Origin of the sequence: Parasegetibacter sp. NRK P23 (genome assembly GCF_023721715.1) — a bacterium.
Classification (GTDB): domain Bacteria; phylum Bacteroidota; class Bacteroidia; order Chitinophagales; family Chitinophagaceae; genus Parasegetibacter.
This window is the reverse complement of record NZ_JAMDLG010000001.1, coordinates 1,881,459-1,905,901: the sequence shown is the minus strand read 5'-3', so window position 1 is coordinate 1,905,901 and position 24,443 is coordinate 1,881,459. Positions and strand designations below refer to the sequence as shown.

General features: G+C 50.3%; 19 protein-coding genes. 5 read left to right on the top strand and 14 right to left on the bottom strand.

The window, feature by feature from the left end:
* Positions 1-67: 67 nt before the first annotated feature.
* The 3 genes from M4J38_RS07765 to M4J38_RS07755 all read right to left on the bottom strand — a co-directional run bounded on the left by M4J38_RS07765 (position 68) and on the right by M4J38_RS07755 (position 2,063).
* Positions 68-340: a hypothetical protein gene (locus M4J38_RS07765; protein WP_251758980.1), complete on the bottom strand. Its 273-nt coding sequence runs from the start codon at positions 338-340 to the stop codon at positions 68-70.
* A 122-nt stretch (positions 341-462) separates the two neighbouring features.
* A complete protein-coding gene (locus tag M4J38_RS07760; protein ID WP_251758979.1) occupies positions 463-1,413 on the bottom strand; it encodes an aldo/keto reductase in 951 nt (316 codons plus the stop codon).
* 80 nt (positions 1,414-1,493) lie between these two features.
* Positions 1,494-2,063, bottom strand: a complete 570-nt coding sequence (locus tag M4J38_RS07755; RefSeq protein ID WP_251758978.1) for a Crp/Fnr family transcriptional regulator — start codon at positions 2,061-2,063, stop codon at positions 1,494-1,496.
* A gap of 235 nt (positions 2,064-2,298) precedes the next feature.
* On the opposite strand from M4J38_RS07755, the gene M4J38_RS07750 reads away from it, so the two are divergent.
* The 5 genes from M4J38_RS07750 to M4J38_RS07730 all read left to right on the top strand — a co-directional run bounded on the left by M4J38_RS07750 (position 2,299) and on the right by M4J38_RS07730 (position 6,428).
* Positions 2,299-3,642, top strand: coding sequence for a cytochrome ubiquinol oxidase subunit I (locus M4J38_RS07750; protein WP_251758977.1), 1,344 nt, complete (start codon positions 2,299-2,301; stop codon positions 3,640-3,642).
* Positions 3,639-4,643 (top strand): cytochrome d ubiquinol oxidase subunit II, encoded by a 1,005-nt coding sequence (locus M4J38_RS07745; RefSeq protein ID WP_251758976.1) that lies wholly within the window; start codon positions 3,639-3,641, stop codon positions 4,641-4,643. Before M4J38_RS07750 ends, M4J38_RS07745 begins: the two co-directional genes overlap by 4 nt.
* Positions 4,644-4,697: 54 nt before the next feature.
* The gene (locus M4J38_RS07740) at positions 4,698-5,276 is read left to right on the top strand and encodes a Crp/Fnr family transcriptional regulator (RefSeq protein ID WP_251758975.1); all 579 of its coding nucleotides are present in this window, start codon (positions 4,698-4,700) and stop codon (positions 5,274-5,276) included.
* Positions 5,277-5,342: 66 nt separating this feature from the next.
* Positions 5,343-6,083 (top strand): pirin family protein, encoded by a 741-nt coding sequence (locus M4J38_RS07735; RefSeq protein WP_251758974.1) that lies wholly within the window; start codon positions 5,343-5,345, stop codon positions 6,081-6,083.
* A 12-nt stretch (positions 6,084-6,095) separates the two neighbouring features.
* On the top strand, positions 6,096-6,428 hold the full coding sequence (locus M4J38_RS07730; protein ID WP_251758973.1) for an Mth938-like domain-containing protein: 333 nt from the start codon (positions 6,096-6,098) through the stop codon (positions 6,426-6,428).
* Here the strand turns inward: M4J38_RS07730 and M4J38_RS07725 are convergent.
* From M4J38_RS07725 to M4J38_RS07675, 11 genes are read right to left on the bottom strand one after another with little or no spacing between them, the layout of a single operon-like run.
* Positions 6,412-7,416, bottom strand: coding sequence for a Gfo/Idh/MocA family protein (locus M4J38_RS07725; protein ID WP_251758972.1), 1,005 nt, complete (start codon positions 7,414-7,416; stop codon positions 6,412-6,414). The genes M4J38_RS07730 and M4J38_RS07725 overlap by 17 nt on opposite strands.
* A 9-nt stretch (positions 7,417-7,425) precedes the next feature.
* The gene (locus tag M4J38_RS07720; protein WP_251758971.1) at positions 7,426-8,547 is read right to left on the bottom strand and encodes a M20 family metallopeptidase; all 1,122 of its coding nucleotides are present in this window, start codon (positions 8,545-8,547) and stop codon (positions 7,426-7,428) included.
* Positions 8,547-11,060, bottom strand: coding sequence for a family 20 glycosylhydrolase (locus tag M4J38_RS07715; RefSeq protein WP_251758970.1), 2,514 nt, complete (start codon positions 11,058-11,060; stop codon positions 8,547-8,549). The genes M4J38_RS07720 and M4J38_RS07715 overlap by 1 nt, the downstream gene beginning before the upstream one ends.
* Positions 11,061-11,067: 7 nt before the next feature.
* Complete coding sequence (locus M4J38_RS07710) at positions 11,068-13,035, bottom strand: hypothetical protein (protein ID WP_251758969.1); 1,968 nt, start codon at positions 13,033-13,035, stop codon at positions 11,068-11,070.
* Positions 13,036-13,042: 7 nt separating this feature from the next.
* A complete protein-coding gene (locus M4J38_RS07705; RefSeq protein ID WP_251758968.1) occupies positions 13,043-14,107 on the bottom strand; it encodes a dihydrodipicolinate synthase family protein in 1,065 nt (354 codons plus the stop codon).
* Between the two features lie 3 nt (positions 14,108-14,110).
* Positions 14,111-15,130, bottom strand: coding sequence for an NAD(P)-dependent oxidoreductase (locus tag M4J38_RS07700; RefSeq protein WP_251758967.1), 1,020 nt, complete (start codon positions 15,128-15,130; stop codon positions 14,111-14,113).
* Between the two features lie 11 nt (positions 15,131-15,141).
* Positions 15,142-16,347 carry an Nramp family divalent metal transporter gene (locus M4J38_RS07695; RefSeq protein WP_251758966.1) on the bottom strand — a complete coding sequence of 402 codons (1,206 nt, stop codon included), beginning with the start codon at positions 16,345-16,347 and terminating at the stop codon, positions 15,142-15,144.
* 3 nt (positions 16,348-16,350) lie between these two features.
* Positions 16,351-17,862, bottom strand: coding sequence for a PQQ-dependent sugar dehydrogenase (locus M4J38_RS07690; protein WP_251758965.1), 1,512 nt, complete (start codon positions 17,860-17,862; stop codon positions 16,351-16,353).
* A gap of 30 nt (positions 17,863-17,892) precedes the next feature.
* On the bottom strand, positions 17,893-19,356 hold the full coding sequence (locus M4J38_RS07685; RefSeq protein WP_251758964.1) for a BNR-4 repeat-containing protein: 1,464 nt from the start codon (positions 19,354-19,356) through the stop codon (positions 17,893-17,895).
* Positions 19,357-19,362: 6 nt separating this feature from the next.
* Positions 19,363-20,832, bottom strand: coding sequence for a RagB/SusD family nutrient uptake outer membrane protein (locus M4J38_RS07680; RefSeq protein WP_251758963.1), 1,470 nt, complete (start codon positions 20,830-20,832; stop codon positions 19,363-19,365).
* Between the two features lie 17 nt (positions 20,833-20,849).
* Complete coding sequence (locus tag M4J38_RS07675; RefSeq protein WP_251758962.1) at positions 20,850-24,239, bottom strand: TonB-dependent receptor; 3,390 nt, start codon at positions 24,237-24,239, stop codon at positions 20,850-20,852.
* Between the last annotated feature and the right edge of the window lie 204 nt (positions 24,240-24,443).

Sequence of the window (24,443 nt, the reverse complement as noted above, 5' to 3'; positions counted from 1 at the left end):
ATATCGTTTTCAGCAGACTGCCGTATGATGGCATACTAATGAACCAGTCAACCAGTCTCCACCAATACTAAGGACAAGAAGGATAACATACGTCAGGAGCATCAAAAGCGCCAGGTATACTGATGATTCCCGAAACATCGATCGGACGTTCAATGCAGATACAGATGATGCGGTCCACCATCTGCAACATGTCCACAATTTCATATACTTTTTCCGTCAGCCCACTGTACCAGTACGCATGAAGTGTTGGAATGTAGTTGATGGATTCAATAAGCCCGTAACTGGTGGTATTGAACGGGAGCGGCTGATGAGTACCTGATACAAAAAGGTCCACTTTCATAACAAATAAGATAAGGTTAAAGAATAAGACCAGATTTTGGGCCCAGTCTGCTGTTGACTACTAAATATATAGCTTGTTCGGGAATTTTCCGGTTTTTTATAAAAAGTGTTTAGCTATTCATTTTATTCCACTATGTTCCGCTTTGGCGCAGGGTAGCGTTCGCCTACAATTTTCATTGTCGCCAATTTGGTATTTATTTTACTCAATTCGTCATTTGTCAATGAAATGTTTGTAGCGCCTATATTTTCTTGTAAGCGAGACATTTTCGAAGTGCCCGGAATTGGAACAATAAATGGTTTTTGGGCCAGCAACCAACTTAACGCGACTTGCGCTGGTGTAACGTTTTTATCTTTTGCAATGGAAGCAACGAAATCAACCAATGGCTGATTGGCGGCTCTGTTTTCTTCGCTGAAACGAGGGAATCCCCTACTCAATTCAGCTTCTTTTAACGAGCCTGTTAAAAAACCTTTACCCAACGGACTGAAAGAAACCAACCCAATGCCCAGTTCTTCCAATGTTGGAAGGATTTCATTTTCTGGTTCGCGCCAAAACATGGAGTATTCGCTTTGCAAAGCGGTTACGGACAAAATAGCGTGCGCCTTGCGAATGGTTGCCGCATTGGCTTCCGACAAACCAAAGTATTTTACTTTTCCTTGTTGTATAAGGTCCTTTACTGCTCCTGCAACGTCTTCAATCGGAACATTAGGGTCGGGTCTGTGTTGGTAAAACAAATCAATCACATCGGTTCTTAATCTCTTTAAAGATGCTTCCGCAACGGATTTTATATTTTCCGGCCGGCTGTCTAAACCAAATTGAATACTTCCATTTTTGAAACCGAACTTTGTTGCAATTACAACTTTCTTACGTAAAGGGTGCAATGCTTCGCCCACCAACAATTCGTTTTCACCATAGGCTTGCGCTGTATCAAAAAGTGTAACGCCTTGTTCAACTGCTGAACGGATTAATTTTATGCTTTCTTCTTTTGTTGGCGCGTTGGGAAAACTCAAACCCATTGCGCCAAAACCCAGCGCGGCTACTTCTAATCCACTGTTACCTAATTTCCTTGTGTCCATTTTTATTGATTTAAAAATTTGATACCGCAAAGGTTATCCAATAAAAAATGAAAGCACTTGCCAAATGGCAATAATCGATTTTAGCGGATATTTTTTCTTATTCTGCTCAAGGATGATGCGGTCATCCCCAAATACGAAGCGATGTATACGAGCGGAATACGGTTAGCCAGTGTTGGGAATTTTTCAATGAAATCAAGGTAGCGTGCCGTTGCATCCTGCGACACCAAATCGCTTCTTCTTTTAATTTTTTCGGTGTGGTGTTTGGCAATTATTTTTTGAACAATATTATCCCATCCAATAATAGTTTCTGAAATATCTATCCAGTCCCGCTTTGAGAAAACAACCATTTTGCAATCCGTGATGGCTTGCAGATACTCTGATGGTGTATAAAATTCTTCAACAGTATTGCCCGATAAAATCAAGTGTTTGTCGTCAATAAAGTAGCGTGTAATTTCTTCGCCTTTATTGTTATAGTAATAAACACGGAGCACACCCTCGGTAAGAAAGCCGATTTGTTTCACTGTTTTTCCGGCTTCCCAATAAAATTCGTCTTTGCGAAGTGTTATTTCTGTCGCGCGGCTTTTTATCAGTTCAATTTGTTGGTTATTCAAATTGCCAAATTGTAAGATGTATGCGATAAATGTGTCCATTTGGCTAAATTAGAAATTATTGGCTGGCAGGCATTTGCCATTTGGCAAAAAGTGCTGGTTGTATGCTCCGCATTGGCACAACCTACTACCTTTACGCCACGTCCGCTAATTAACCCCCTACCTCCGCTAAATACTCCCACATTTATCCCCACGGCACGGCTTACCTTTGAGCCGCTGCCATCATCTCCGGATGTTTTCCCGGTAGCATGATGGCGCCTGTTAAAACGCTCCCGTCATGAACGATTTTATCGCGGCCCGCTCGCAGATGGCCCTGTCGCTGGGCTTCCACATTATATTTTCCTGTATCGGTATGGTGATGCCGTTTTTTATGGCGGTATCCCACCTGTATTACCTGAGAACGGGAAAACCGGTGTATAAGAACCTGACCAAAGCCTGGAGCAAGGGTGTGGCCATCTTCTTCGCGACGGGTGCCGTTTCCGGAACGGTATTGTCGTTTGAATTGGGCTTATTGTGGCCTGAATTCATGAAACATGCCGGCCCCATTTTCGGGATGCCGTTTTCGCTGGAAGGAACGGCTTTCTTTATTGAGGCCATTGCCCTGGGCTTTTTTCTGTACGGCTGGAACCGCTTCAACAAATGGTTTCACTGGGCCACGGGGGTATTGGTGGGCGTGAGCGGACTGGTTTCGGGTATCCTGGTGGTGGCGGCGAATGCGTGGATGAACAGTCCTGCAGGATTTGATTATGTGAATGGCCAATACCTCAACATCGATCCTATCGCCGCGATGTTCAACGATGCCTGGTTCTCGCAGGCCCTGCACATGTCGCTGGCGGCTTTCGCCGCGACCGGGTTCGCTGTGGCGGGTATTCACGCGCTGATGATTCTGCGCAAAAGGAACGTGGAATTTCACAGCAAAGCCTTCCGCATCGCGGCCATCTTCGGAACAGTGGCGGCCATACTACAACCTTTGAGCGGCGATATTTCGGCGAAAGATGTGGCCAAAAGACAACCCATCAAGCTCGCGGCCATGGAAGCGCATTTTCAAACCGAAAAGAAAGCGGCCTTCGTGATCGGCGGGATACCGGATGAAAAGAACAAAAAAGTGAACCATGCCGTCAAAATCCCCGGGGTATTAAGTTTTCTCGCGCATGGGGATTTTAACGCGGAAGTAAAAGGACTGGACGCTTTCCCGGAAGACCAACATCCGCCCGTAGCCATTACCCACTACGCATTCCAGGTGATGATCGGACTTGGGATGCTGATGATGGGTCTTGCGTTGCTCTATTTCTTTGCGCTCTGGAAAAAGAAGAACTGGCTGTTCAGCCGGTGGCTCCTGCGGCTCTTCGTGATCGCCACCCCTATGGGCTTTATCGCCGTGGAAGCGGGCTGGACGGTTACCGAAGTGGGGCGGCAACCCTGGATCATCTACGGCATCATGCGTACCTCCGAAGCCGTTACCCCCATGCCGGGTATCGTTTATTCCTTCTATATCTTCACCGCCATGTACCTTTCCCTCTCCCTGATCGTGATCTATATGTTGTACCGGCAGATCAGGATGGTGGGAACATTATACGATGTGCCTGAAAAAGATACCGAACCTCAAAACGCACCCGCATGATATACGTTGTGATCACCTTTTTGTGGGCATCCATTCTTTTGTACCTGCTGATGGGCGGCGCCGATTTTGGCGCGGGCATACTCGAACTGTTTACATCGCGGAAGAACCGCAGGAAAACCAGGAAAACACTCTACCAGGCGATAGGCCCCATCTGGGAGGCCAACCACATGTGGCTCATCATCGCGATCGTGATCCTGTTCGTAGGCTTCCCGGGCATCTACGCTACCATGTCGGTTTACCTCCACATCCCGCTAACGGTGATGCTTATCGGCATTATCGCCCGGGGAACGGCTTTTACTTTCCGTCACTACGACGCGGTCGTGGATGAAATGCAGTATGTGTACAATAAGATATTCGTGTATTCCAGTTTCATCACGCCGCTTTTCCTGGGCATCATCGCCGCCAGCGCTGTATCAGGACAGATCAATACCAACGCCACCTCCTTCGCCGACGCTTATATTTTCAGTTGGCTGAACCTGTTCTCGGTAGCCGTGGGCTTTTTCACCGCCTCCATCTGCGCTTACCTGGCCGCCATCTACCTGATCGGGGAAACCAAGCTGGTACCCGATGAACGGCAAAGGTTCATTGTAAAGGCACGCAGTGCCAATATCGCCGCATTGGTGAGTGGCGCATTGGTGTTCATTGCGGCCGAAATTGAAAACGTGCCCGTAAAGAACTGGGTATTCGGTAACCTGCCTGGCATACTGGCCATCGCATTGGCTACCGCTTCACTGATCCTGATGTGGTACCTCATTAACAAAGGCAGAAGCGTGGTGATCCGCGTGCTCGCCGGTTTCCAGGTAGCCATGATCCTTTTCGCCACCACCTATATTCACTACCCGAATATTGTGGTGCTCGACAATGGGTATCTATCCCTTATCGAGCACCAGGGCCATGAGAAAACGATCCGGGCATTGGGATGGGCCCTGCTGCTCGGGAGTATCTTCATTCTTCCAGCCCTGTTCTACCTGATCTATTCTTTCAAAAGAAAGAAAGTCTAAACAACGGTTTTCCTTCGATTGCCATTACTTTTATGGTCAGAAAAAGATCGAACCATGTTCAGCGCCATCAATGAAAATATTTCGAAGTATGTTTCCTTTACGCCCGAAGAGATCGCCGTTTTCAACGATGCGCTCCAATTGAAAACCGTGCCCAAAAAAACCTTTCTCCTTCAGGAAGGTGAAATCTGCCGTTTCGAAGCGTTCATCAACAAAGGCTGTATCCGAACGTATTATCTTGATGAGAAAGGCGCTGAAGTGACCCTTCAGTTCGCCATCGAACATTGGTGGGTAAGCGACATCGCCAGTTTTCATGAACAAAAACCTTCCCGCATGTTCATTGAAACACTGGAAGATTGCGAACTGCTTACCCTGAACCCCGAATCGAAGGAGTTGCTGCTGCGGAAAGCACCCTGCTTCGAAAGAATGTTCAGGCTCCTGGTGCAGCGCAACTTATCCCGGTTGCAGGAACGGATTTTCCATACCATTTCCCTGAACGCCACGGAGAAATACCTCGATTTCCTCGAACATTATCCAGGGATCCCCAACCGGGTTGCCCAGCACTATATCGCTTCCTACCTCGGTTTCTCCCCGGAATTCCTCAGTAAAGTGCGCACAAAACTCGCGAAGAAATGATTTCTTGAACTAGTTCAATGGACAGGTGTTGTGTAAGGGTGAAATTTGCCTTATAAATTGAAAATTATGACAACCACTAACACAACAACAAACGCCATCGTTCACAAAGCCAATACCCGCGGACATGCCAACCACGGCTGGCTGGAGAGCTACCATACTTTCAGTTTCGCCGGTTATTATAATCCTGAACGCGTGCATTTCGGTGTGTTGCGGGTGCTGAACGACGACCGCGTGGATGCCGCCATGGGATTCGGCAAACACCCCCACGATAACATGGAAATCATTTCCATTCCCCTGGAAGGTGACCTGGAGCACAAAGACAGCATGGGCAACAGCACCGTGATCAAAAACGGAGACATACAGGTGATGAGCGCCGGTACAGGCATATTCCACAGTGAATACAACAAGAACCCCGACCAGCCGGTGAAGTTCCTGCAAATATGGGTGTTCCCCAATAAAAAGAATGTGCAGCCGCGTTACGACCAGGTTACCCTGAACGTGAACGACCGCCACAATAAGTTGCAACAGGTACTTTCCCCAAATCCCGAAGATGAAGGGGTATGGATCCACCAGGATGCCTGGTTCCACATGGGCCGTTTCGATAAAGGCATAGATACTACCTACGCGATTAAAAAAGCAGGAAACGGCGTGTACGCCTTCATCCTGAAAGGTGACTTCACCATCAACGGGCACGAATTGAATCAACGGGACGGAATCGGTATCTGGGATGTGGACCAGTTGGACATCAAAGCGAATTCCCAGGACGCGGAGATCCTGCTGATGGAGGTTCCCATGGATGTGGCTTAAGTAAATACAACTATGGAAAACCTGACTATTCTTTACCTGGGTATGCACCCTGAAATAAGGGAAACCGTTGTAAGGGTCATTAACGGGAACGGGCGCTGGCGCGGAATCGGAGCCGGAAGTACTGAAGAGGCCATGCGCCTGTTCCTTTTTGAAAAAGTAGATGTGCTGTTGTTGGGTTGCGGGATCGATCCGGAAACAGAAGCCCGTCTCCGTAAGGATATGCTGGAACTGGCACCATCACTTATCATCATCCAGCACTATGGCGGCGGAAGCGGCTTATTGCTGGCGGAGATTTCGATGGCGGTGGAGAAGCACCATCCCAAAACGCTTAACCCTTCGCTTTAGCGTACACTTCTTTCAACGATACCGATTTCCCGTTTCTTTTTTTACTGAGGTCGGCAGCCGACATGAACGCGTACAGCTCCAATGTTTCCGCGGAAGCAACCGGGGCTATGCCCGTTTCAAAAAAATGAACGATCCGTTGTAACAACCGTTCATAACCGGTGAATTTCCCCAGGTGGAGCACGCCTTTTTCTCCATGCACAGTGCCCCCGAACTCCTGCGCTCCGGTACGCGTTCCCCTGAACACCCCTATCCTACCATCTTCCCAGGTGCCGGTAACGATATCCGTTCCGCTGTTGAAGATGCGTTTTACCGACCGACACCCCGTTCCCATGATGGCGAACAACATTTCCACCCCGTGGATACCATACCAGTAAAGATCAGGATGAGTAGGCTCTATTATGGCCGGACTGAATACATCAGTTCCCGTCACCTTACCTATTGCATCGGAATACACCTGATCCATCCCGTCAATAAAACGTAGGGAGGAAGAAGAAAACAACGGCACCTGGTGTTGTTCCGCTAATTTGTATATAGCCGCCACACTTTTAAAATCCGCGGCAACGGGCTTATCGATGAACAAAGGTTTTCCGGCTTCTATTACCAGTCTGGCCTGTTCGGGATGCAAGCGGCCATCATTCGTTTCCAACAAAACACCATCCACTTCCGCCAATAATTCAGGGATGGACGCCGCGATCTTTACATCCAGTGCTTCCACTTCTTTTGTATATCCTTCAATACGGGAGAAACTGCTTTGAATGGTCCGGCTGCCGAATGGATAAGCGGAAACAATTTTATACCCGTTATACAAAGACGCGGCGCCTGCACCATTCAAAGCTTTGGTGAAGGCAACACTATGGGAGGTATCCAACCCGATAATGCCCAGTTTTTTCCCGGATGAATTTTCCGGAAAAACACTTTTTAGCGCTGGAGCGATACACCAGCCTGCACCTGCAATGGCCATATTGGAAAGGAACATTCGTCGTTGCATGGCCTTCATTTAATGGGTGATCAGGTGCAGTATAATTTCAGCCGCTTTTTCTACCTGGGCAATTGGAACGAATTCGTCTGCCGTATGTGCTTTACTGATAGAGCCGGGGCCGAACACCACACAGGGAATCCCCGCATTGTGGATAACAGACGCGTCGGTGGCGTAATGCGCCGCCTGCATTTCAGGTGTGACATTATTGGCAAGAATAGCCTTTTGCAACAACATACATACCAGCGCATCCGTATTGTTGTAAACACCCAAAGCCTCCATGTATGGCGCTTCTACAATCGCACCGGTGCCTTCCAGGAAAGGAAGCAATGAGTCGCGAATGGTCTGGTAATTCATGCCAGGCAACAAACGGTGGTCCACTTCAATTACGCATTCGGCAGGAACGGTGTTCACGGTTTGTCCGCCGTAGATGCGACCCACATTAATGGTGGCCGCGCCAAGGACAGGATGTTTATGCTGTGCCAGTTGGGTAGCGTACTTTTCAATGGCCTCCAACACAGGTGCTATCTTGTAAATCGCGTTCTCTCCCATCCAGGGCATGGAAGCATGGCAACTCACGCCTTCCGTACGGATGAAAAAACGACACACTCCCTTGTGCGCGTGGATCATATTCAGTTCCGTTGGTTCGCCCACAATGGCGAAGTCGGCTTTTAATCCATTGGACACCGCTTCCCTTGCACCGGAAAAAGCATATTCCTCATCGTGCACAAAAAGCAGGGAGACATTGCGCGTGAGCGAAAGTTTCTTTTCCACCACCGCTCCAATCGCGTACAGATAGGTAGCGAGGGAAGCCTTGGTATCACAAGCCCCTCTGCCGTAAAGGAGTCCATCTTTTATAACAGGTTCAAAAGGAGGAACAGTCATGTTTTCGTGGGAAACGGTATCCATGTGCGCCTGCAGCAACACGGTTTCTGCTTTCCCGGCATCTAGCTGAACGAGCAGGTTGGGATGTGCCGGATCGGTTTCCTGCCATTGGCAGCGCAGTCCCAGTGCCCTGCAATATTGCTCAATGTATAAGGCGATGTTCCGTTCAGAATACATGGCACCAGACAATCCTTTGCCCATCGGATTGACGGAAGGAATCGCCACAAGATCGCTCAGGAGTTTTATTACTTTGTGCATCATTCCATATTTACCTGGGTGGTAAGACTGGCTTTCGTCCCCGAAAAAACTTTCAGTTTTACCGTGTTTTTCACCGGGATCGGTTCGGTATAAAGCGGGCTTTTTAACGTGGGCTCCTTTCCATCTGTTGTAAAACGGATGTCCATACCCGGTATTTGTGTATTCACTTTCAGCATGCCATTTTCCATGATTGCACCCGGCGCGGGTACACGGAAATGGTAGCCGTTATTGTACCAGTGCAGCCGGGGGATTTCACGGGTACCGATCGTGTGTAAAAAACGACCCCAATCATTTTTATAGAGGGTCATTGCTTTCGTACTGTCTTGCTCCGTTTCCCATTTCCCGGCACTCCAGGCACGTTGCGCGAACCCGAGCAGTTTGGGAAGCAGCATGTATTCCAGTTGCTCCGGGCCTCGGATCATTTCGCTCCAGATGAGGCATTGAATGCCAACTATGTTTTGCTTCCCAAATTCCGTGAGCCTGTCCTTTCCAACAAAAACAGTTTTATCCAAAGGCGCGCCGTTCAGGTTCTCCTTTGCGGATTTATAGTAGTCGTATGGCGCGAACCCAAACGACTTATCAATATCCGTATAACCGCCCCAATACAATCCGGGTTCGTTCACCGATTTCTGGTAAGCCAGGTCGAAATAGAAATTGGTTACCGGGGCGAGCACTACTTTATACCCGGCATTCGCGAGCCGGTAAGCGAGGTCCTCTGAACCCCAGCCCCATACATTGTTCCAAACGTAGGCATGAAAATTTTCGTTCACGAAACCGGGGTTGGGAATAAACTTAGAAGCGCCATCCAACCTGGTTTTACGGAGGGCGATCTCTTCCCAGCCGGAAAGGTAAAGCCCTTTCTTTTGGAGCATGGCATTTACTTTCCCGAAATAATAATACCAAAGGTCGTCCACTGTTCGCAGCGCAGTTTCTTTCTTCATTAATGCCGTGACAGCCGGAGACTTCTCCCAAACACCAGCAGGCACTTCATCGCCCCCGAAATGAATGGTGGAAAGCGGTGCGCCCGCTTCTTTGTACATGGCTATGATTTCATCAGCAACTTTTTCGAGGAACCTGTACGTGGAAGGAAGCGCCACATTCATCACGTTATCGCTCCAGCCCTGCACGGATGTATATACAGAAAGGTCTGCGGTGTCGCGCAACAGGTATTCCACCGCGGCAGCGGGTTTTCCCTGCGCCATCAGTTTGCGGTAACGCGCATCCATCGATTTAACGGCGGCCCGTGCGTGACCCGGGGTTTCCACTTCTGGAATAACGCGGATATGCCTTTCGGTCGCGAACTTCAGGATATCCAGAAAATCCTGGCGGGAATAAAAACCCGTTCCGTACGCATCATTGGTATCCGGTCCCGACCCGAACGAAGGTTGCAACCAATGTTGGCTGCTGGTAGTATGGCCGCGCACCGCACCGGTTTCCGTGAGTTCGGGAAGCCCGGGAATTTCCAGTCTCCACCCCTCGTCATCGTTCAGGTGAAAATGCAGGGTATTGAGTTTGTAAAAAGAAATAAGTTCCAGTATGCGCAGCACTTCTTCTTTAGACTGAAAGTTACGGGCCACATCCAGCATAAAAGACCGGTATCCGAAACGGGGCGCGTCTTCCACCGATACCGCCGGTATTTTCACCGATGTTACGGGCTTCTTCCACACCTCCACGGGCATCAGTGATTTCAACGATTGTATGCCGTAGAAAATACCTGCTCCATCGGCTGCTTTTACCACGATGCCCTGTTCAGTTACGTTTAATTCGTAGGCTTCCGCCGCCAGTTCCTGCTTTCTTTCCAAAGCAATGACTTGCTGAACAACAGGTTTCTTTTTACCGGCCAACGTTATTTTCCTGAGTTCCTGATCCAGGTAAGCCGCTTCGCGTGAAAACGCAGGATCAGCTTTTACGGCAGTGGCCGCATTCAGTTCAAAAAATCCCGTTCCTTCCCGGTACACCAGGGGTTCAGGAAATATCTTTGGAACGTCCGCGGGCGCTGCGGTTGCCCAGGCTTCAATTTTCAGATAAATAGCTTCCGGTGTGAGGTGGTTTTCGTAAGTAAGCATTTGCGGGTTAGCGTTCACCGAAAATTTTGTAATGGGCCATCCTTTTTCAGGTGCAGCATCCATTACCAGGTAAAATCCTTGCGGGGCATCGCTCTTACTGAATGCGCGCCCTGCACCCTCGTATTGAATGGTATAACTTCCACCCGGTTGCAATACGGGGAATCCGGACTGGGGCGTAAGCCGGTGCAATCCGCCGCTCAGCAATTCCACCTTAACCGCACCCGCGGCCACAGCAGTCACATCACGGATTGAATTAAAGTACAGTTTCCAGCCGGTGTTCGCAACAGGTGTTTTACCGCTATTACGGATGGTAAGCGCCGCCAGGAAAGCGCCGCGGCCCTGATATTGATTGGTAACCAATTCCCATTTCAGTTCCAGATTATTTTGGGCCATCAACCGCATCGAAGCGAACACTACCATCAGTAATACGACAATTCGATTCCTCATAAAAATATCAATTGAGTTTTTCAACAGAAGGGTCGTAACGGATCAGTTCCGTTCCCCTTCTGAAATAGATGATACCGGTCCTGTCCATCGCCATCAGACTGGCATTGTCGTCAAGATACGTTACTTCCATGGAAACAGGATCGATGCGGAAAAGCTGGTTGTTTCCTGTACCATACACCATGCCGTTGGGATGCACCGACAGGAATACACTGCGCCACACATGGCTTCTTACCGCGGGTACGTCGAACAATTTTTTGGTGGCGGTTACTTGTTTGGCAACCGGATCAAACAGAAACAGTGTTCCATCGGCCACGCCCCATATTTTTCCACCCGGCCCGTTGAGCAATCCGGTAATGGCCATCGCACCTTGAACCGGCACGTATTCAAAGGTTTTCTTTTGTTGCTTTACGTCCCATCCGAACAGCTTAGCCTCCGGCTCCGAGGGTTTTACGCCCAATCCTCCTGAAACAGAGGTAGCGCCCAGTACATTGTTTCCATCTTTGACAAGGCTTACAATCGAATGTTTCGGGACCACTTCTCCGAAGGAGATCAGGGTATCCTTCGCCACATCATATTCCACGAGATGACCGCCCAGCATACCATATTCAGGTACCATACCAAAGATCATTTTCTGCTGCGCCTCCAGGCTCAACACCGCGAAGGAACGGCTCTGGTCGTGGATCTGACCAAGGAAACGGGGATTGTCTTTTTGCTTATCCCAGGCTTGTCGGGTATCGTACACATAAAACCTTCCTTTGGGGTAGATGCCGAAATAAATTTTGTTGCCCTGAATGGCCATGCCCTCCGTCTGGTCCAGGCCTCCGAGTTCAGTCGTTTTACCGGTAACAGGATCAAAGGTAGCGTGTCCTCCGGCGAGGTAGCCACCCATCCACACTTTATGATCCGGGCCCAACATGATCGCGTTGATGGGAATAGGTTGGCGGGGTATCTTCAGTTTCTGGGTGGAAAGCTTACCATTCCTTTTGTTGTAGCTGACGAAATCGGCCATGGCGGTAAGGATGTAAAGCTCATCGTTTTCCGTCCAGTACATGGCGTTGGCCGAACCACCCGTTGCGCCGATCTGCGTGGGGGTGAACTTTTTTTTGTGAAGTTCGGCCTGCCACAACTGTTCTTTGGCCGTGTAAAAAACACGGTTACCACGGGTTTCAGGGGCCACGGTCTTCAGGTCCATTTCCATGATCTCCTGCTCAAATTTCCCCGTCTTCAGGTTGTACACCAGCACCGAACTGCCGCGGGTGAGTAAACACAATAAGCGGTCACCCCCTTTTTTCCCGGTAACAATTTCGAGCCCGTACACGAATTCTTTATCACTGTATTTTTCCGGAAGTAATTCTTTCTTCGCGCCTGTTACCGGGTCAAGTTCCACCAGGTGCGCATGAGAGCCAACACCAGCGTATAGCTTGTTTGTTTTGGGATAATAGGCCAGGCTCCTTACATAGTTCTCTCCTTCCGTTAATGGCCCCTTTCCTACATCTGTAAAACCTTTCCCGGGTTTAAAACTGAACACCCTGCAACCGGGATAGGTAGCGCCGAATACTTCTCCGTCTTTTCCCGCGGTGAGGTTCCAAACATAGGTTTCACCGGGTAATACAAGTCCCAGGTTCTCCACGGTTTTTGTACCGGGTTTATGCCGGAACAGGAATCCGCTCGCGCCTGGTACATAGAGCCAGCCATCGGAAGAGAAAGTCATATCCCAGGCACCGTCCGATTTGGGCAGTGGTTCGTCCAGGATCAGTTCCTTTGTGGTGGCATCGTAGCCGAGCAAATGCGCGGGTTCTCCCCTTACAACCGTGTACAGCAGCAATTTCCCGGAGGCATCTTTCACGAACAGGCTGCCCTGTATCATACCCGCGGTGATTTGCGGACCGAGATTGGTGAACCCTTCTTTCTCCTGTTGGGCAGCCACACGAAATGCGGTCAACACTAAAAGCAGCAGGATCGTTAAACGGCGCATATTCATCTTATTTAGTTTGTTGCAGGAATGACTGTACAAAATCGTCATCGTTCAGGTTGGGATACATTTCATAAACGCGGGAAATCTCTTCCATTTGTCCGGGAGACAGTTCCTCGTGCGGGTTCAGGCACCATCTTCCTTCAAGTAATCCCTGGCGACGGAGTACTTCGTGAATGCCCGGTATACAGCCATGGAAAGCATTGGCCGGATCGAACAACGCGGCATTCACATCGGTGATGGCGATGCCTTTCGAAAGCAAGGCGTTGAGGTCACCACCATTGCCGGAACGGTATTGTTTGATCTCGTTCAGCAGTTCCACCGCTTTGGTGGTCCATACGGCCCAATGCCCGAGCAGACCGCCTGCAAATGATTTTTCCACCACTTCCTCTCCTACCGGGAAGCGGTAAGTGGTAAGCAGGTCGGCCACAATATTATCATCGTTGCCCGTGTACATGGCAATTTCATCCCTCCGGGAGGAAGCGCACACCGCACGCATCACGTCAAGTGTTTGGTAACGGTTGAATGAAGCTACTTTAATGGCGTCCACATTGTCGATTTCCGCGAAGGCGCGCCAGAAATCGTAACTGAATATCCGGCCACCAACGGAGGGCTGCAGGTAGAAACCGAATACCGGGATGATCTTCGCGACCGCTTTTACGCGTTGAAGAATTTCTTCTTCTGAAAGTCCCTGTAATCCACCCATACTCAGTAACCCCATGTCATAGCCATAAGAAACGGCGATGGCGGCTTCATTGAGCGCCTGCCCCGTGGGCCCGCAGATACCGGCGATTTTCAGGAAGGGGCGCGACAAATTCGCGGTCTCCACTTCCTCCGATGCCCATTTCAGCACCGTTTCATACAGGTTTACTTTCGGATCACGTATTTCGAATTGTGTGGAATGCACGCCTACTGCCATTCCACCCGCACCGCTGGCGATATAATATTTGCTCAGCAAACGCTGTCTTTGTTCGTCTATCCTCCTGCTTTCGTTCAGCGCGAGCGGGTGCGCCGGGATCACCGTTCCTTCCTGCAAAAATTCCTTCAATGCGGGCCTTAATGTATGTTGTGCCATAATTTAAAACTTTCCGTTTCTTTCCTGGAAATGGGTGGCTTTTCCAAATGTTTCTTTGTCCGCCATCACCCATTGGGCGGTTACTTCTAAAATTTCCCGGATGGTGACGCGGGGATAGCCGAATAGCTTATGCGCTTCCGAAGCATTGCTCAATAATGCAGAAGGTTGTACTTCGTTCACGAAGAGTGGTTCTTTGTTCATCAGCAGTCCGAACTGTTCCGCGATCCATTTTACGGAGAGCGTTTCCGGTCCGGTTACGTTGAGCACTTTCGCCGGGGATGTGCAATGCAACAGGCTGCGGAGCGCTATTTCATTGGCATCGCCCTGCCATATCACGTTTACGTTTCCGGTACGCAGGTCAATTTCTTTGCCGGTATACACCGATTTTGCAAGTTCCAGTAGTACCCCGTACCTGAAATCAACCGCATAGTTGAGCCGGTAAATCAGTGTAGGGGTATGGTTCTTTTCAGCAAAATAACTGAAGATGCGCTCCCTTCCCAGGCAGGATTGCCCGTATTCTCCCAATGGAAACGGCGTTGATTCTTCTGATAATCCGCCGGAGGTAACCGGAACAAACGGATATACGTTACCGGTAGAGAACGCCACGATGTTCGAGTGTTTGTATTTTTCCGCCACTCTTCCCGGCAGGTACGCGTTCATGGCCCAGGTAAATGCTTCTTTACCGGTGGTGCCGAATTTGTTCCCGGCGAGGTAGAGTACGTTTTTCACATCGGGCAGGGCGGCGAGTTCGGCCTCGTTCAGGAGATCGGCCGCAATGGTTGCTATGCCTTCTTTTTCCAGTTCTTCTCTCAGTGTTCCATCGGAGAACCGGGAAACGCCAATGATCTTTTTGGATGAACCGGTAAGTGATGCCGCCTGCTTCGCGAGGCGCGCCATACTGGGGCCCATTTTGCCGCCCACGCCCAATAATATGATGTCTCCTTCAATTTTGGAAAAATCCTTCAGCAAAGCATCGGAAGGATGGAGCATTTGTTTTTCCAGCAGATCAAAATCCTGTATCATAAGTGTGTGTATTATTTGATGAACAGATCGTACGCGTTGCTGAGCGCCAACGCCACAATAAGCAGCAGTCCCAGCGCGCCGATGATTTTTACGGGGTTTTTATTCACTAAGGCACCCATGCGTTTTGCATCGTTGGCCACCGCGTACAAGGCGATACCGATAAACGGCACGAGGAATATGGTGACGCTTTGGGCGAACACGATCAGCTCCAGGGGCAGTTTCCCGAAGATGATGGCCACCGTGGCGCCGATCACCATTACAAGCGCGATACAAACCTTTACCGTTCCTGAACCCAGGTTGCTGCCCTTCCCCAACGCGTCGCTTAAAAGTGCGCCGCCCACCGTAGCATTCCCGACGAGGGAGGAAAAAGAAGCGCCGAACAATCCCGTAAGGAACAACGCTGAAGCGTATTTGCCGAAGAGCGGTTCCAGCGCACGTGCCATTTCAGAGGCGCTCGCCACTTTGATGTGCTGGGGATACAATACAGCGGCGGCACAAATCAGCACCACGGCACTCATAATACCCAATATCAGTATACCCATGGTAGTGGTATCGCGGTAATTACCGGGTTTTCCACCTGAAGCTTTTACCCTTTCCTGCACGAGGTAAGATTGGTAGAAGGCTCCGACGATAGAGAAACAAGATGCCATGAAGGCGATCACCAGCGGCAGTGATCCGGCAGGCAGCACGGGTTTAACCGAGGTTACAATGGCGGCGATATCGGGCTTCGTAAAAAATAGTGTGGTGATGAAAGCGAACAACATCAGGGCCACCAGGGCGATCATCAGCTTTTCCAGCATCTTGTAGAAAGAACCGAAAAACAGGAGGCCGATGCCCACTAAATTAAACACCACCACCCAGGTGGCGGCCTTTGTACCCGTGGCCTCGGCGACGGATATCCCCACCCCGATGGAGTTACCGGCCTGGAAAGAAGTGGTGACCAGGAACACGCCCACCCCGATTACAATGGCTACGGGCTTTCCCCATTTTTCGCGGATGGCCGATAGCAGCGATTTATCCAATGCCGTGCCCACCCTGGCGCCCATGGCCGCGAACACGCCCATAAAAAAGATGGCCAGCACAACGATCCAAAGCAGGGAGTAGCCATACTCCGCCCCCAGTTTGGAGGTAATGGTCATTTTACTGGGGCCGAAAACAAGCGCGGCGGTGATGATACCGGGCCCCAATGTACGCAGCCAGCGGGTGAATGATGTCATGGTTTAGTTTTTGGTTCGTTGTTTGGTGATCTCTTCCGGGGTGATGCTTTTTTCATCGTTGCCCCAGGACGTTCTGATGTAGTTCAATACAGCCGCGATCTCTTCATCTTTCATAAAATGGAAGGAAGGCATTTGTAGTTTTCCATCGGTTCCGTTCAGCAGTATTTTTATCAGCGCATTGCTCCCACCTTTTACTTTGGGAGAGCCTGCCAGCGCGGGGAAAGTTCCCGGAACACCTGTGCCATCTTCTTTGTGGCAGGAAGCGCAGTATTGGTTGTACAGCGCGGCACCGTTTCCGGCCCCTGCCTGGGAAGCGGGCACATCTTCTTTTAATAAGGTTGTAGTGATTTTCCCGACTTTACTGATCTTCAGGATGCGGTCGTCTTTTGCTGTGGGAAATCCCTTTGAAGGGTTCCAGTCGCGGTTGCTGGTGGCGATGTACACCTCTCCAGCCGGTGAAACGCATACGTCCCGGAGCCTTCCGTATTTTCCGGTGAGGAATATTTTTTCTCCCGCGATGGCGGTACCTTCAGCATTTAGTTTTAATACCCGCAAACTTTGGGCTTTGAGGGTGGTGAGCAGTAAACTATTGTGCCATTCGGGTATTTGTCTGGCCGCGTAAAAATCAAGCCCGGCGGGCGCTATGGTGGGCGTCCATGCCTTCAACGGAGGAATGGTATGGTGCTTTTCCTGGAAGGCCGCTTCGGCGGGTGTTTCATGGTATCCTTCTATTTTCGGCCAGCCGTAGTTTGCGAGTGGTTGGATCAGGTTCACTTCATCATCGGAGGCTTCGCCATGTTCGGAGGTGTATAGATGTTGTTTGGAAGAGAAGACGAGCCCCTGCATGTTGCGGAAACCCCAGGCCCACACGTAACTGCCTTTGATGGGGTTGTCGGCAGGAACGGAGCCATCGGTTTCCAGCCGGAGTATTTTTCCGTTGGGAGAAGTGGTGTCCTGCGCGTTGTTGTATTGGTGCGCATCACCGGTGGCCCAGTAGATTTTTCCGTCGGCGCCGATGCGCATCCTGGAGCCGTGGTGCGAACTGGTGCCGGGAATTTCCATCAACACCAGCGGATCCACAAGGGTATCCTCCTTAAAAGTATAGCGGACCAGTTTTGAAAAAGAAAGCGAGTCGCGGCGGAAAGTGTAATCCACAAATACCCAGGGATGATTTTCCCAATCGGGGTGCAGTTCCATTCCAAGCAATCCCGCAGTGCGTTCCCGCCATACGTCGGGTATGGATAAGAGTTGTTTCCGTTGGCCGGTTTCGGGGGATATCCTGCTGATGGTACCGGCCTGCTCCGCCACCCAGATGTTGCCGTCGGCGCCGAAAGCGATGTCCCAGGGCACGTCCAGTCCGGTGGCGATGGTGGTCACGCCGAGGATGGTGGAATCGAGTTGAATATTGGCCTCTGGCTTTGGCGCTGCTTCTGTTGTTTTCTCCGCTTTGTCGTTGCCGCAGGAAAACAACAGCAAGCAAATCCCGCCCAGCATATATGCCGTTAATTTTTTCATCCTTATTTCACTGTTTTGTGTGGGCTACCGCTATTTTTTCAGGCTTAGTTTTTCAGGTTTGGCATGGTCGGTTTGCATGGTGCGCGGCAGCCGGAATACTTCGCCCTTTCTATTCGAAAAATACAGGTCCGATTCAGAGGTTTGCCGCCCGTGCCCATCGGCCCAGAAAGCATAGAAATCATCGTGTACGTTCACGGGTTTTCTGGGGTAACAATGGTTACGGGTACTGTTGTACGTGAGTTGTTTCCGTTGCCAGGTTCTTCCTTTGTTCCTGCTTTCCCACATTACTATTTCTCCTCCGGTATTGTAGCGTTGGGGACCATCCGCTGTTGGGCCAATGATGGTCCAGTTTCCCTTCGCGTCAATGTAAAGCGAACCCATATCGTAATTGTTGTCGGAACTGGTTACGGGTAATATCTCCCAGTCCTTCCCGGTAAACCTGGCGGTATGCCATTGTTGCGGTCCGGATTGCGGTCCGGCCTCATATCCTTTGCTGGTGATGTAAAGGATAACAGGATTTCCTTTTTTATCGAAAGCGATGTCGTTGATGTAAACGTTCAGTCCTTCTTTGCTGTAATCTTTCACCAAAGCGGGATTCTCAATATCTTTTAAGGGAAGCGCCAGCGCTGTGCCATTGGCATTGCGCCAGGTGTTTCCAAAATCGTTTGTGGCGATATAATACAAATTCGTTCTGTAATTCAGTCCGTTCTCTCCCTGTTTTACCGGGTGGTAATTAAAACTGGTGGCGATCTTGTTTTTCCATTGACCGCTGGTTTGGTAATGTCCTTCTTCAATGGTGGCGATATCTTTCCATTCCCCGTATTGAACACCATCCTTACTGGTGATAAAACTGATGGTGCGCCGCGGTTTGCGTGGCTGTCCGGGAATCACCTGGCGGTCGTAATGGGTGAACAATTGCAGAAAGCCGTTGCCTTTGCTGTACCAGGCCTGGAGGTAGGAGAAATTATCGAAAGGAATTGTTTTCCCTTGTTCCTTCCTGGTGGGTGTGACGCGTTCAAATGAACTGATATCATAAGGTTTCACGCTGCGGTGCATATACGACGGGCTTTCCGTTCCATGTGAGGTTGAGAAAAGCCAGATATAACCCTGCGCGTCAATATTCAGCACCGGATTATCGTGCGCGTCGTTGGTATTTTTGTCCATTACCACTACAGGGCGCGGGACCATTCCGGTGGTATGGTCGTAATAGGAGACGGTATGCAATAAGGTTTTTCCCGCTTTATCGGTACCGCCGTAGCAGAAGAATGTTTTGTTCACTTCCGGCGCGTACACTGAAAACGGGTAATGGTTGGCGGGATAAGTGGCGAGCCCGCCGCTGTACTTGAATACATATTCATCGTTACTGGGCTGGTTGGCGTACCATATGCCCCTGTAACCATCATCCACCTTATTGAGTGTGATCACAGTATCTTTCATGTTACCCGTTGGTTGAACGGGTAACATGAAGATGGCTGCTGCAAGTAATTGTATCATAAACTACTAATCGTAATCAGGATTCTGATAGATTTTTTCCGGGTTGATATCGATCTGTGACTGGGGGATGGGGAAGATCAGCATGTGTGGCTTGATATCTGAACCATGCGCGGTCATCACATCCAGGGCACGACCTGTTCGTACCAGGTCGAACCAGCGGTGTCCTTCAAAAGCGAGTTCCACTCTTCTTTCCTGTTCTACGGCGAGCCGGAATTCCGCCTGGCTGGCCACACGAAGGGCCACGTTGGTGTTGTTGCTGGTTTTGGGTTGAAGTCCGGCACGGGTCCTGATCTGGTTCAGGTAATCGAAAGCGGGTCCATCAGCCACATAACCGATTTCGTTCAAGGCTTCGGCATACATCAGCAATACATCGGCATAACGGAGTACCGGCCAGTTGTTATCGGCATCGTTCGCCTGGAACGGTACATCCAGGTATTTTTTGGTGTATTTGGCGGCTACGAAGTTACCGTTGCTGGTGTAACCACTGGCCATGGAAATATTTTTACGCAGATCGCCCGCTTCATACGCATTTTCCATATCCTGGGTGGGAATATTAAAGCCAAGTCCGGCACCTACAATGGAAACGATGACTCCTGAACCTCGGGGCGCGAACTGGTTAGTAAAAGGACTTCCTTCAGAAGGGGTCATTCCTTTTTTAAACTGTACATCGAAAATAGATTCGCGGTGGTTCTCGTTGGTCACCTTAAACACATCGGCATAGTTGGGCAGGATCATGTACATGTTCTGCGGCACCAGGTCAATCACTTCTTTCAGTTTCTGCGCAGCCAGCGGGAATTGTTTGGTGGTGAGGTACACTTTGCCCAACAAAGCTTTTGCCGCGCCTGAAGTGGCCCTTCCGATGTCGACGCCGGTATAACGGATGGAAAGTACATTTTCCGCATCTTTCAGATCAGCAATAATCTGCGCATACACATTCGCTGTAGTCTCTCTTCCGTATTCGTAGCCTTCTTCCGGGCTGCGGATTTCTTTTGTAACGAGGGGAATATCGCCGAAGGTACGCACCAGGTTAAAGTACATGAGCGCCCGGAGAAACTTCACTTCTCCTTTGTAGCGGTCCTTCAGGGTCTGGTCCATGGTAACGGCGTCGATCCTGTCCAGGACGATGTTACATTGCTGGATGCCGCGGTAGGTATCGCCCCACATACTGGCCAGGAGCGTGTTGTTAGACTGGTTGCTGAAGACATCGATCTCCACTACATTCAGACCTGTTTGCACGTCTTCAATCCAGGAGTTATCGGAGCGTACGTCGCCGATTTCGTGGATGGCCGAATAATATTGCCCGGTATATTGCAGTGCGCCGTAAGCCGCGTTCACCGCCACGGCCATATCCGCCGCTGTTTTATAGAAGTTCACGGTATTGTTCTGCGAAATGGGCGCACGGTCGATGAAATCTTTACTGCATCCCGCCAAAGCCGCGGAGAGCAGTAAGGAAGAATATATGATAGTACGTTTCATGTTAATCCTTTTTAAGTTTAGAAGCCGAGGTTGAATCCGAAAGTGAAGGTGCGTGCCACGGGATAACCGCCGTAATCCACACCCGGCGCGGTAGCGCTGGAGCCTACGTTGCTGATTTCCGGATTGTACCCGATGTAATCGGTTTTGGTAAAGGCGTTCTGCACACTGCCGTAGAAGCGGATGCTTTTGGCACCGATCTTCGACACCAGTTTTTCGCTGAAGGTGTAGCCAAGCGCGATGTTGCGTATTCTCCAGAAAGAACCATCCTCGATGAATACGGAAGAAATGTTGGCGCTGGCGTTGCTGCTGGTGTAACGCGCGAGGTCCCTGTTCAGGCGTGGTGTTTTGCCATCGCCGGGATCGGCTTCGGAGCGCCAGGCATTCTCGTAGGAAGCGGCGAGGGAGTTACCCGTACCGGCGTAGTTGGAATAGAAACGGCGGCCGAGGTTCATGATTTCAAAGCCCTGTACGCCCTGCACCATTACGCTCAGGTCAAAATTGTTGTAAGAGAAGCTGTTGGTAAGCCCCCAGGTGAAATCGGGAAGCGAGCTGCCTAACACGGTTCTGTCTGCGGTAGAAAGTTCTCCATCACCATTCACGTCTCTGAAACGAAGGTGTCCTGGTTTGGAATCGGCGAAACTGGGGTTATCGTCAATTTCTTTCTGGTTCTGGAAAACGCCGATCACATCGTAGCCGAAGAATGCGCCCAGTTCACCGCCAATCTGGGTGATATGGCTGTTGTTGATCTGGAAGCTGGCATACACAGGCGCACCGCCGGGGCCAAGTTCCAGTACTTCATTTTTGTTAAAGGAGATATTGAAATCGGTACTCCATTTAAAGGCGTTCACCAGGTTTTTGGTATTCAAGGTGAACTCAAGACCATGGTTCCTGATCTTACCAATGTTCTGCGTGGCGTTGGGGAAACCTGTTACCAGCGGCGTTTGCACATCCAGCAGCAGGTCGGAAGTTCTTTTGTCGTAATAATCCACCGCGAGTGCAATACGGTTATCGAAAACACCAATTTCCACGCCAGCATCGAACTGGTTGTTGCGTTCCCAACCGAGGTTGGCGTTGGCGAACGTGCTGGGGCGCACACCGTTCACGATAGCGCCTGAACCGGAACCGAAGATGTAGTTCTGTCCTGTCATCAGACCGATATGTTCGTAGTTACCGATGAAGTTATTACCGGTAGCACCGTAGCTTGTGCGCAGTTTCAGTTCGCTCAGCCAGGCGATGTTCTGCATGAAATCTTCCTGCGAAATGCGCCATCCCAGCGAAACGGAGGGGAACACGCCCCATTTGTTATCGGCTCCAAAGCGGGAAGATCCGTCTCGTCTGATGGTAGCCGTGAGCAGGTACTTGTTATCGTAACTATAGTTGGCACGTGCCAGGTAGGAAAGCAACGTCCACTGCTGGATATCCGAGCTTCCGCCGTTCACCACGCCCGCGTTGATGGTTTGTACGAGGTCGTTGGGGAAATTGGTAGCGGAAACCGTGTTGCTCTGGAACTCTTCCTGCTGTGCGGTATAACCCACCACTGCGTTTACGGCGTGCGCGCCGAATCTTTTGTTGTAGTTCAGGGTCAGTTCCGTTAACCAGTTCACATTCTCCGTAGAAGTAGCCGTAGCGGAAGGAATTTGTGGCGGCGCCGCGCCATCCCTGCCGATCACAGAGGGAATAAAGGTGCGGTTCCTGCTGGAAGCGAGATCCACGCCTACCATGGTTTTAAACTTCAGGTCTTTGTACAATTCGATTTCCGCGAAGCTGGTACCCAGTAAACGGAAGCGGTTGAATTTGTTGACTTTTTCCAGGGCTACTTTCACAGGGTTCTCCACGCTGCTGAAGCCATTACCCAATGCGCGTGCGGTAGTGTATGTACCATCGGGATTGTAAACAGGGAGATGCGGGGGTATCAGCAATGCGGAAAGAATAACGGCGCCCGTGGTCCAGTGGCCCTCGGCGTCACTTACATTGCTGGTGGTATACGAGGGCGTGATATTGGCGCCTACGCGGATTCTCTTCGAGATATCCGATTCAAGGTTAAGTTTGAAAGAATACCTTTTGAAATCGGAACCGATCACCACACCATCCTGATCCAGGTAGCCGGCGGAGAGGTAGTACTTCGTTTTTTCGTTGCCCCCGGAGAAGCTCAGCTGGTAGTTGCGCATGGGCGCGGAGCGGAAGATTTCATCCTGCCAGTCGGTGCCCTTGCCCATCGTGGATGGATCGGCCGTAAAAGCGGGAATATTGTACAGTGCGCTATTCCGTACGCTGTTGGGATCGCTTGCGGAACCGCCACGGTCGATCCATCCGTTGTTGCGGGTTTCGTTGATGTACTTGCCGAAACCTTCGGCGTCCAGCAGTTCAATTTTTTTGGCCACTTCCTGGATACCGGTATAGGCGTCAAAGTTGATTCTTGACACTCCGGATTTTCCGGATTTGGTGGTAATGATCACCACCCCGTTTGAACCTCTTGAACCATAAATCGCGGTAGCGGAAGCGTCTTTCAGTATCTGGATGGATTCAATGTCGTTGGGACTGATGGTATTGAGCGGATTGTTCAACTGGTTGTAATCGTTGGTAACGGGAAATCCGTCGATCACGTACAGCGGTTCGTTGCCCGCGGTTACGGAACCGGCGCCGCGTACCCTTACGGAAACGCCGCCGCCCGGGGAACCGGAAGCCTGCGACACCTGTACACCCGCGGCCAGACCGGCCATGGCGGCGTCAATGGTAGTCACCACCTGGTCCTTCAGTTTCTGGGAGGAGATGGTAGCGATGGAACCGGTCACATCTTTACGTTGTTGCGTTCCGTAACCAACCACCACAACGGCTTTCAGGTTACTGTCTTCTTCTTTCAGTACCACCACGATATCGGACGCGGAAGCGGCGGTGAACTCCTTTTGCACATAACCGGTGTAGGAAACAACGATTACCGCGTCATCAGGAACACCGGTGAGGGAGAAAACGCCGTCGGCGTCGGAAACGGTCATTTTATTAGCGCCTTTCACACGGATGGTAGCGCCCGGGAGGGGTTCATTTTTTTCGTTGAGCACCTTTCCTTTTACATCGGCCAGCGGGGCCAGTTCAGGTTTGGGGGCAACAGGGGTCTCCACTTTTTTGTTCACAACAATCGTTTTGTTGTCGATGGTATACGTGAAAGGCTGGTTGCGGAAAGCTTCTTCCAGCGCCTGTTTCAAGGGCGTATTCTTCAGGTCTAAAGTAACGGACTTCGCCTTCCGGAGATCGTTGTAGCGGTAAAAAAAGAAATGACCGCTCTGGTTCCCGATAATGGAAAGCGCCTTCTCGAGCGACATATTCTTAGCAGAAAGATTGATGTTCTGCGAAAAACTTTTTGCGCTGAGCTGAAGGCAGCCAATAAACAAAAGAATTGCAGTGAGTTTCATGGAAAGAACCGTTTGCTTGGGTAAACGCCCGGAAACAGCAGGGCGCCTGCCATTAGAAATTAATAGCATACATTTGTACAGTTTGGATTAATGACTGAATTTCCTCGACAGATTTACAGGAACCGATCCAGACGGTCCGTACGGACTCAAACCGGTTGTGTTGGTAGCACTTCCGGTTTTTTTTTGGAAAGGTTCACCTGGCTC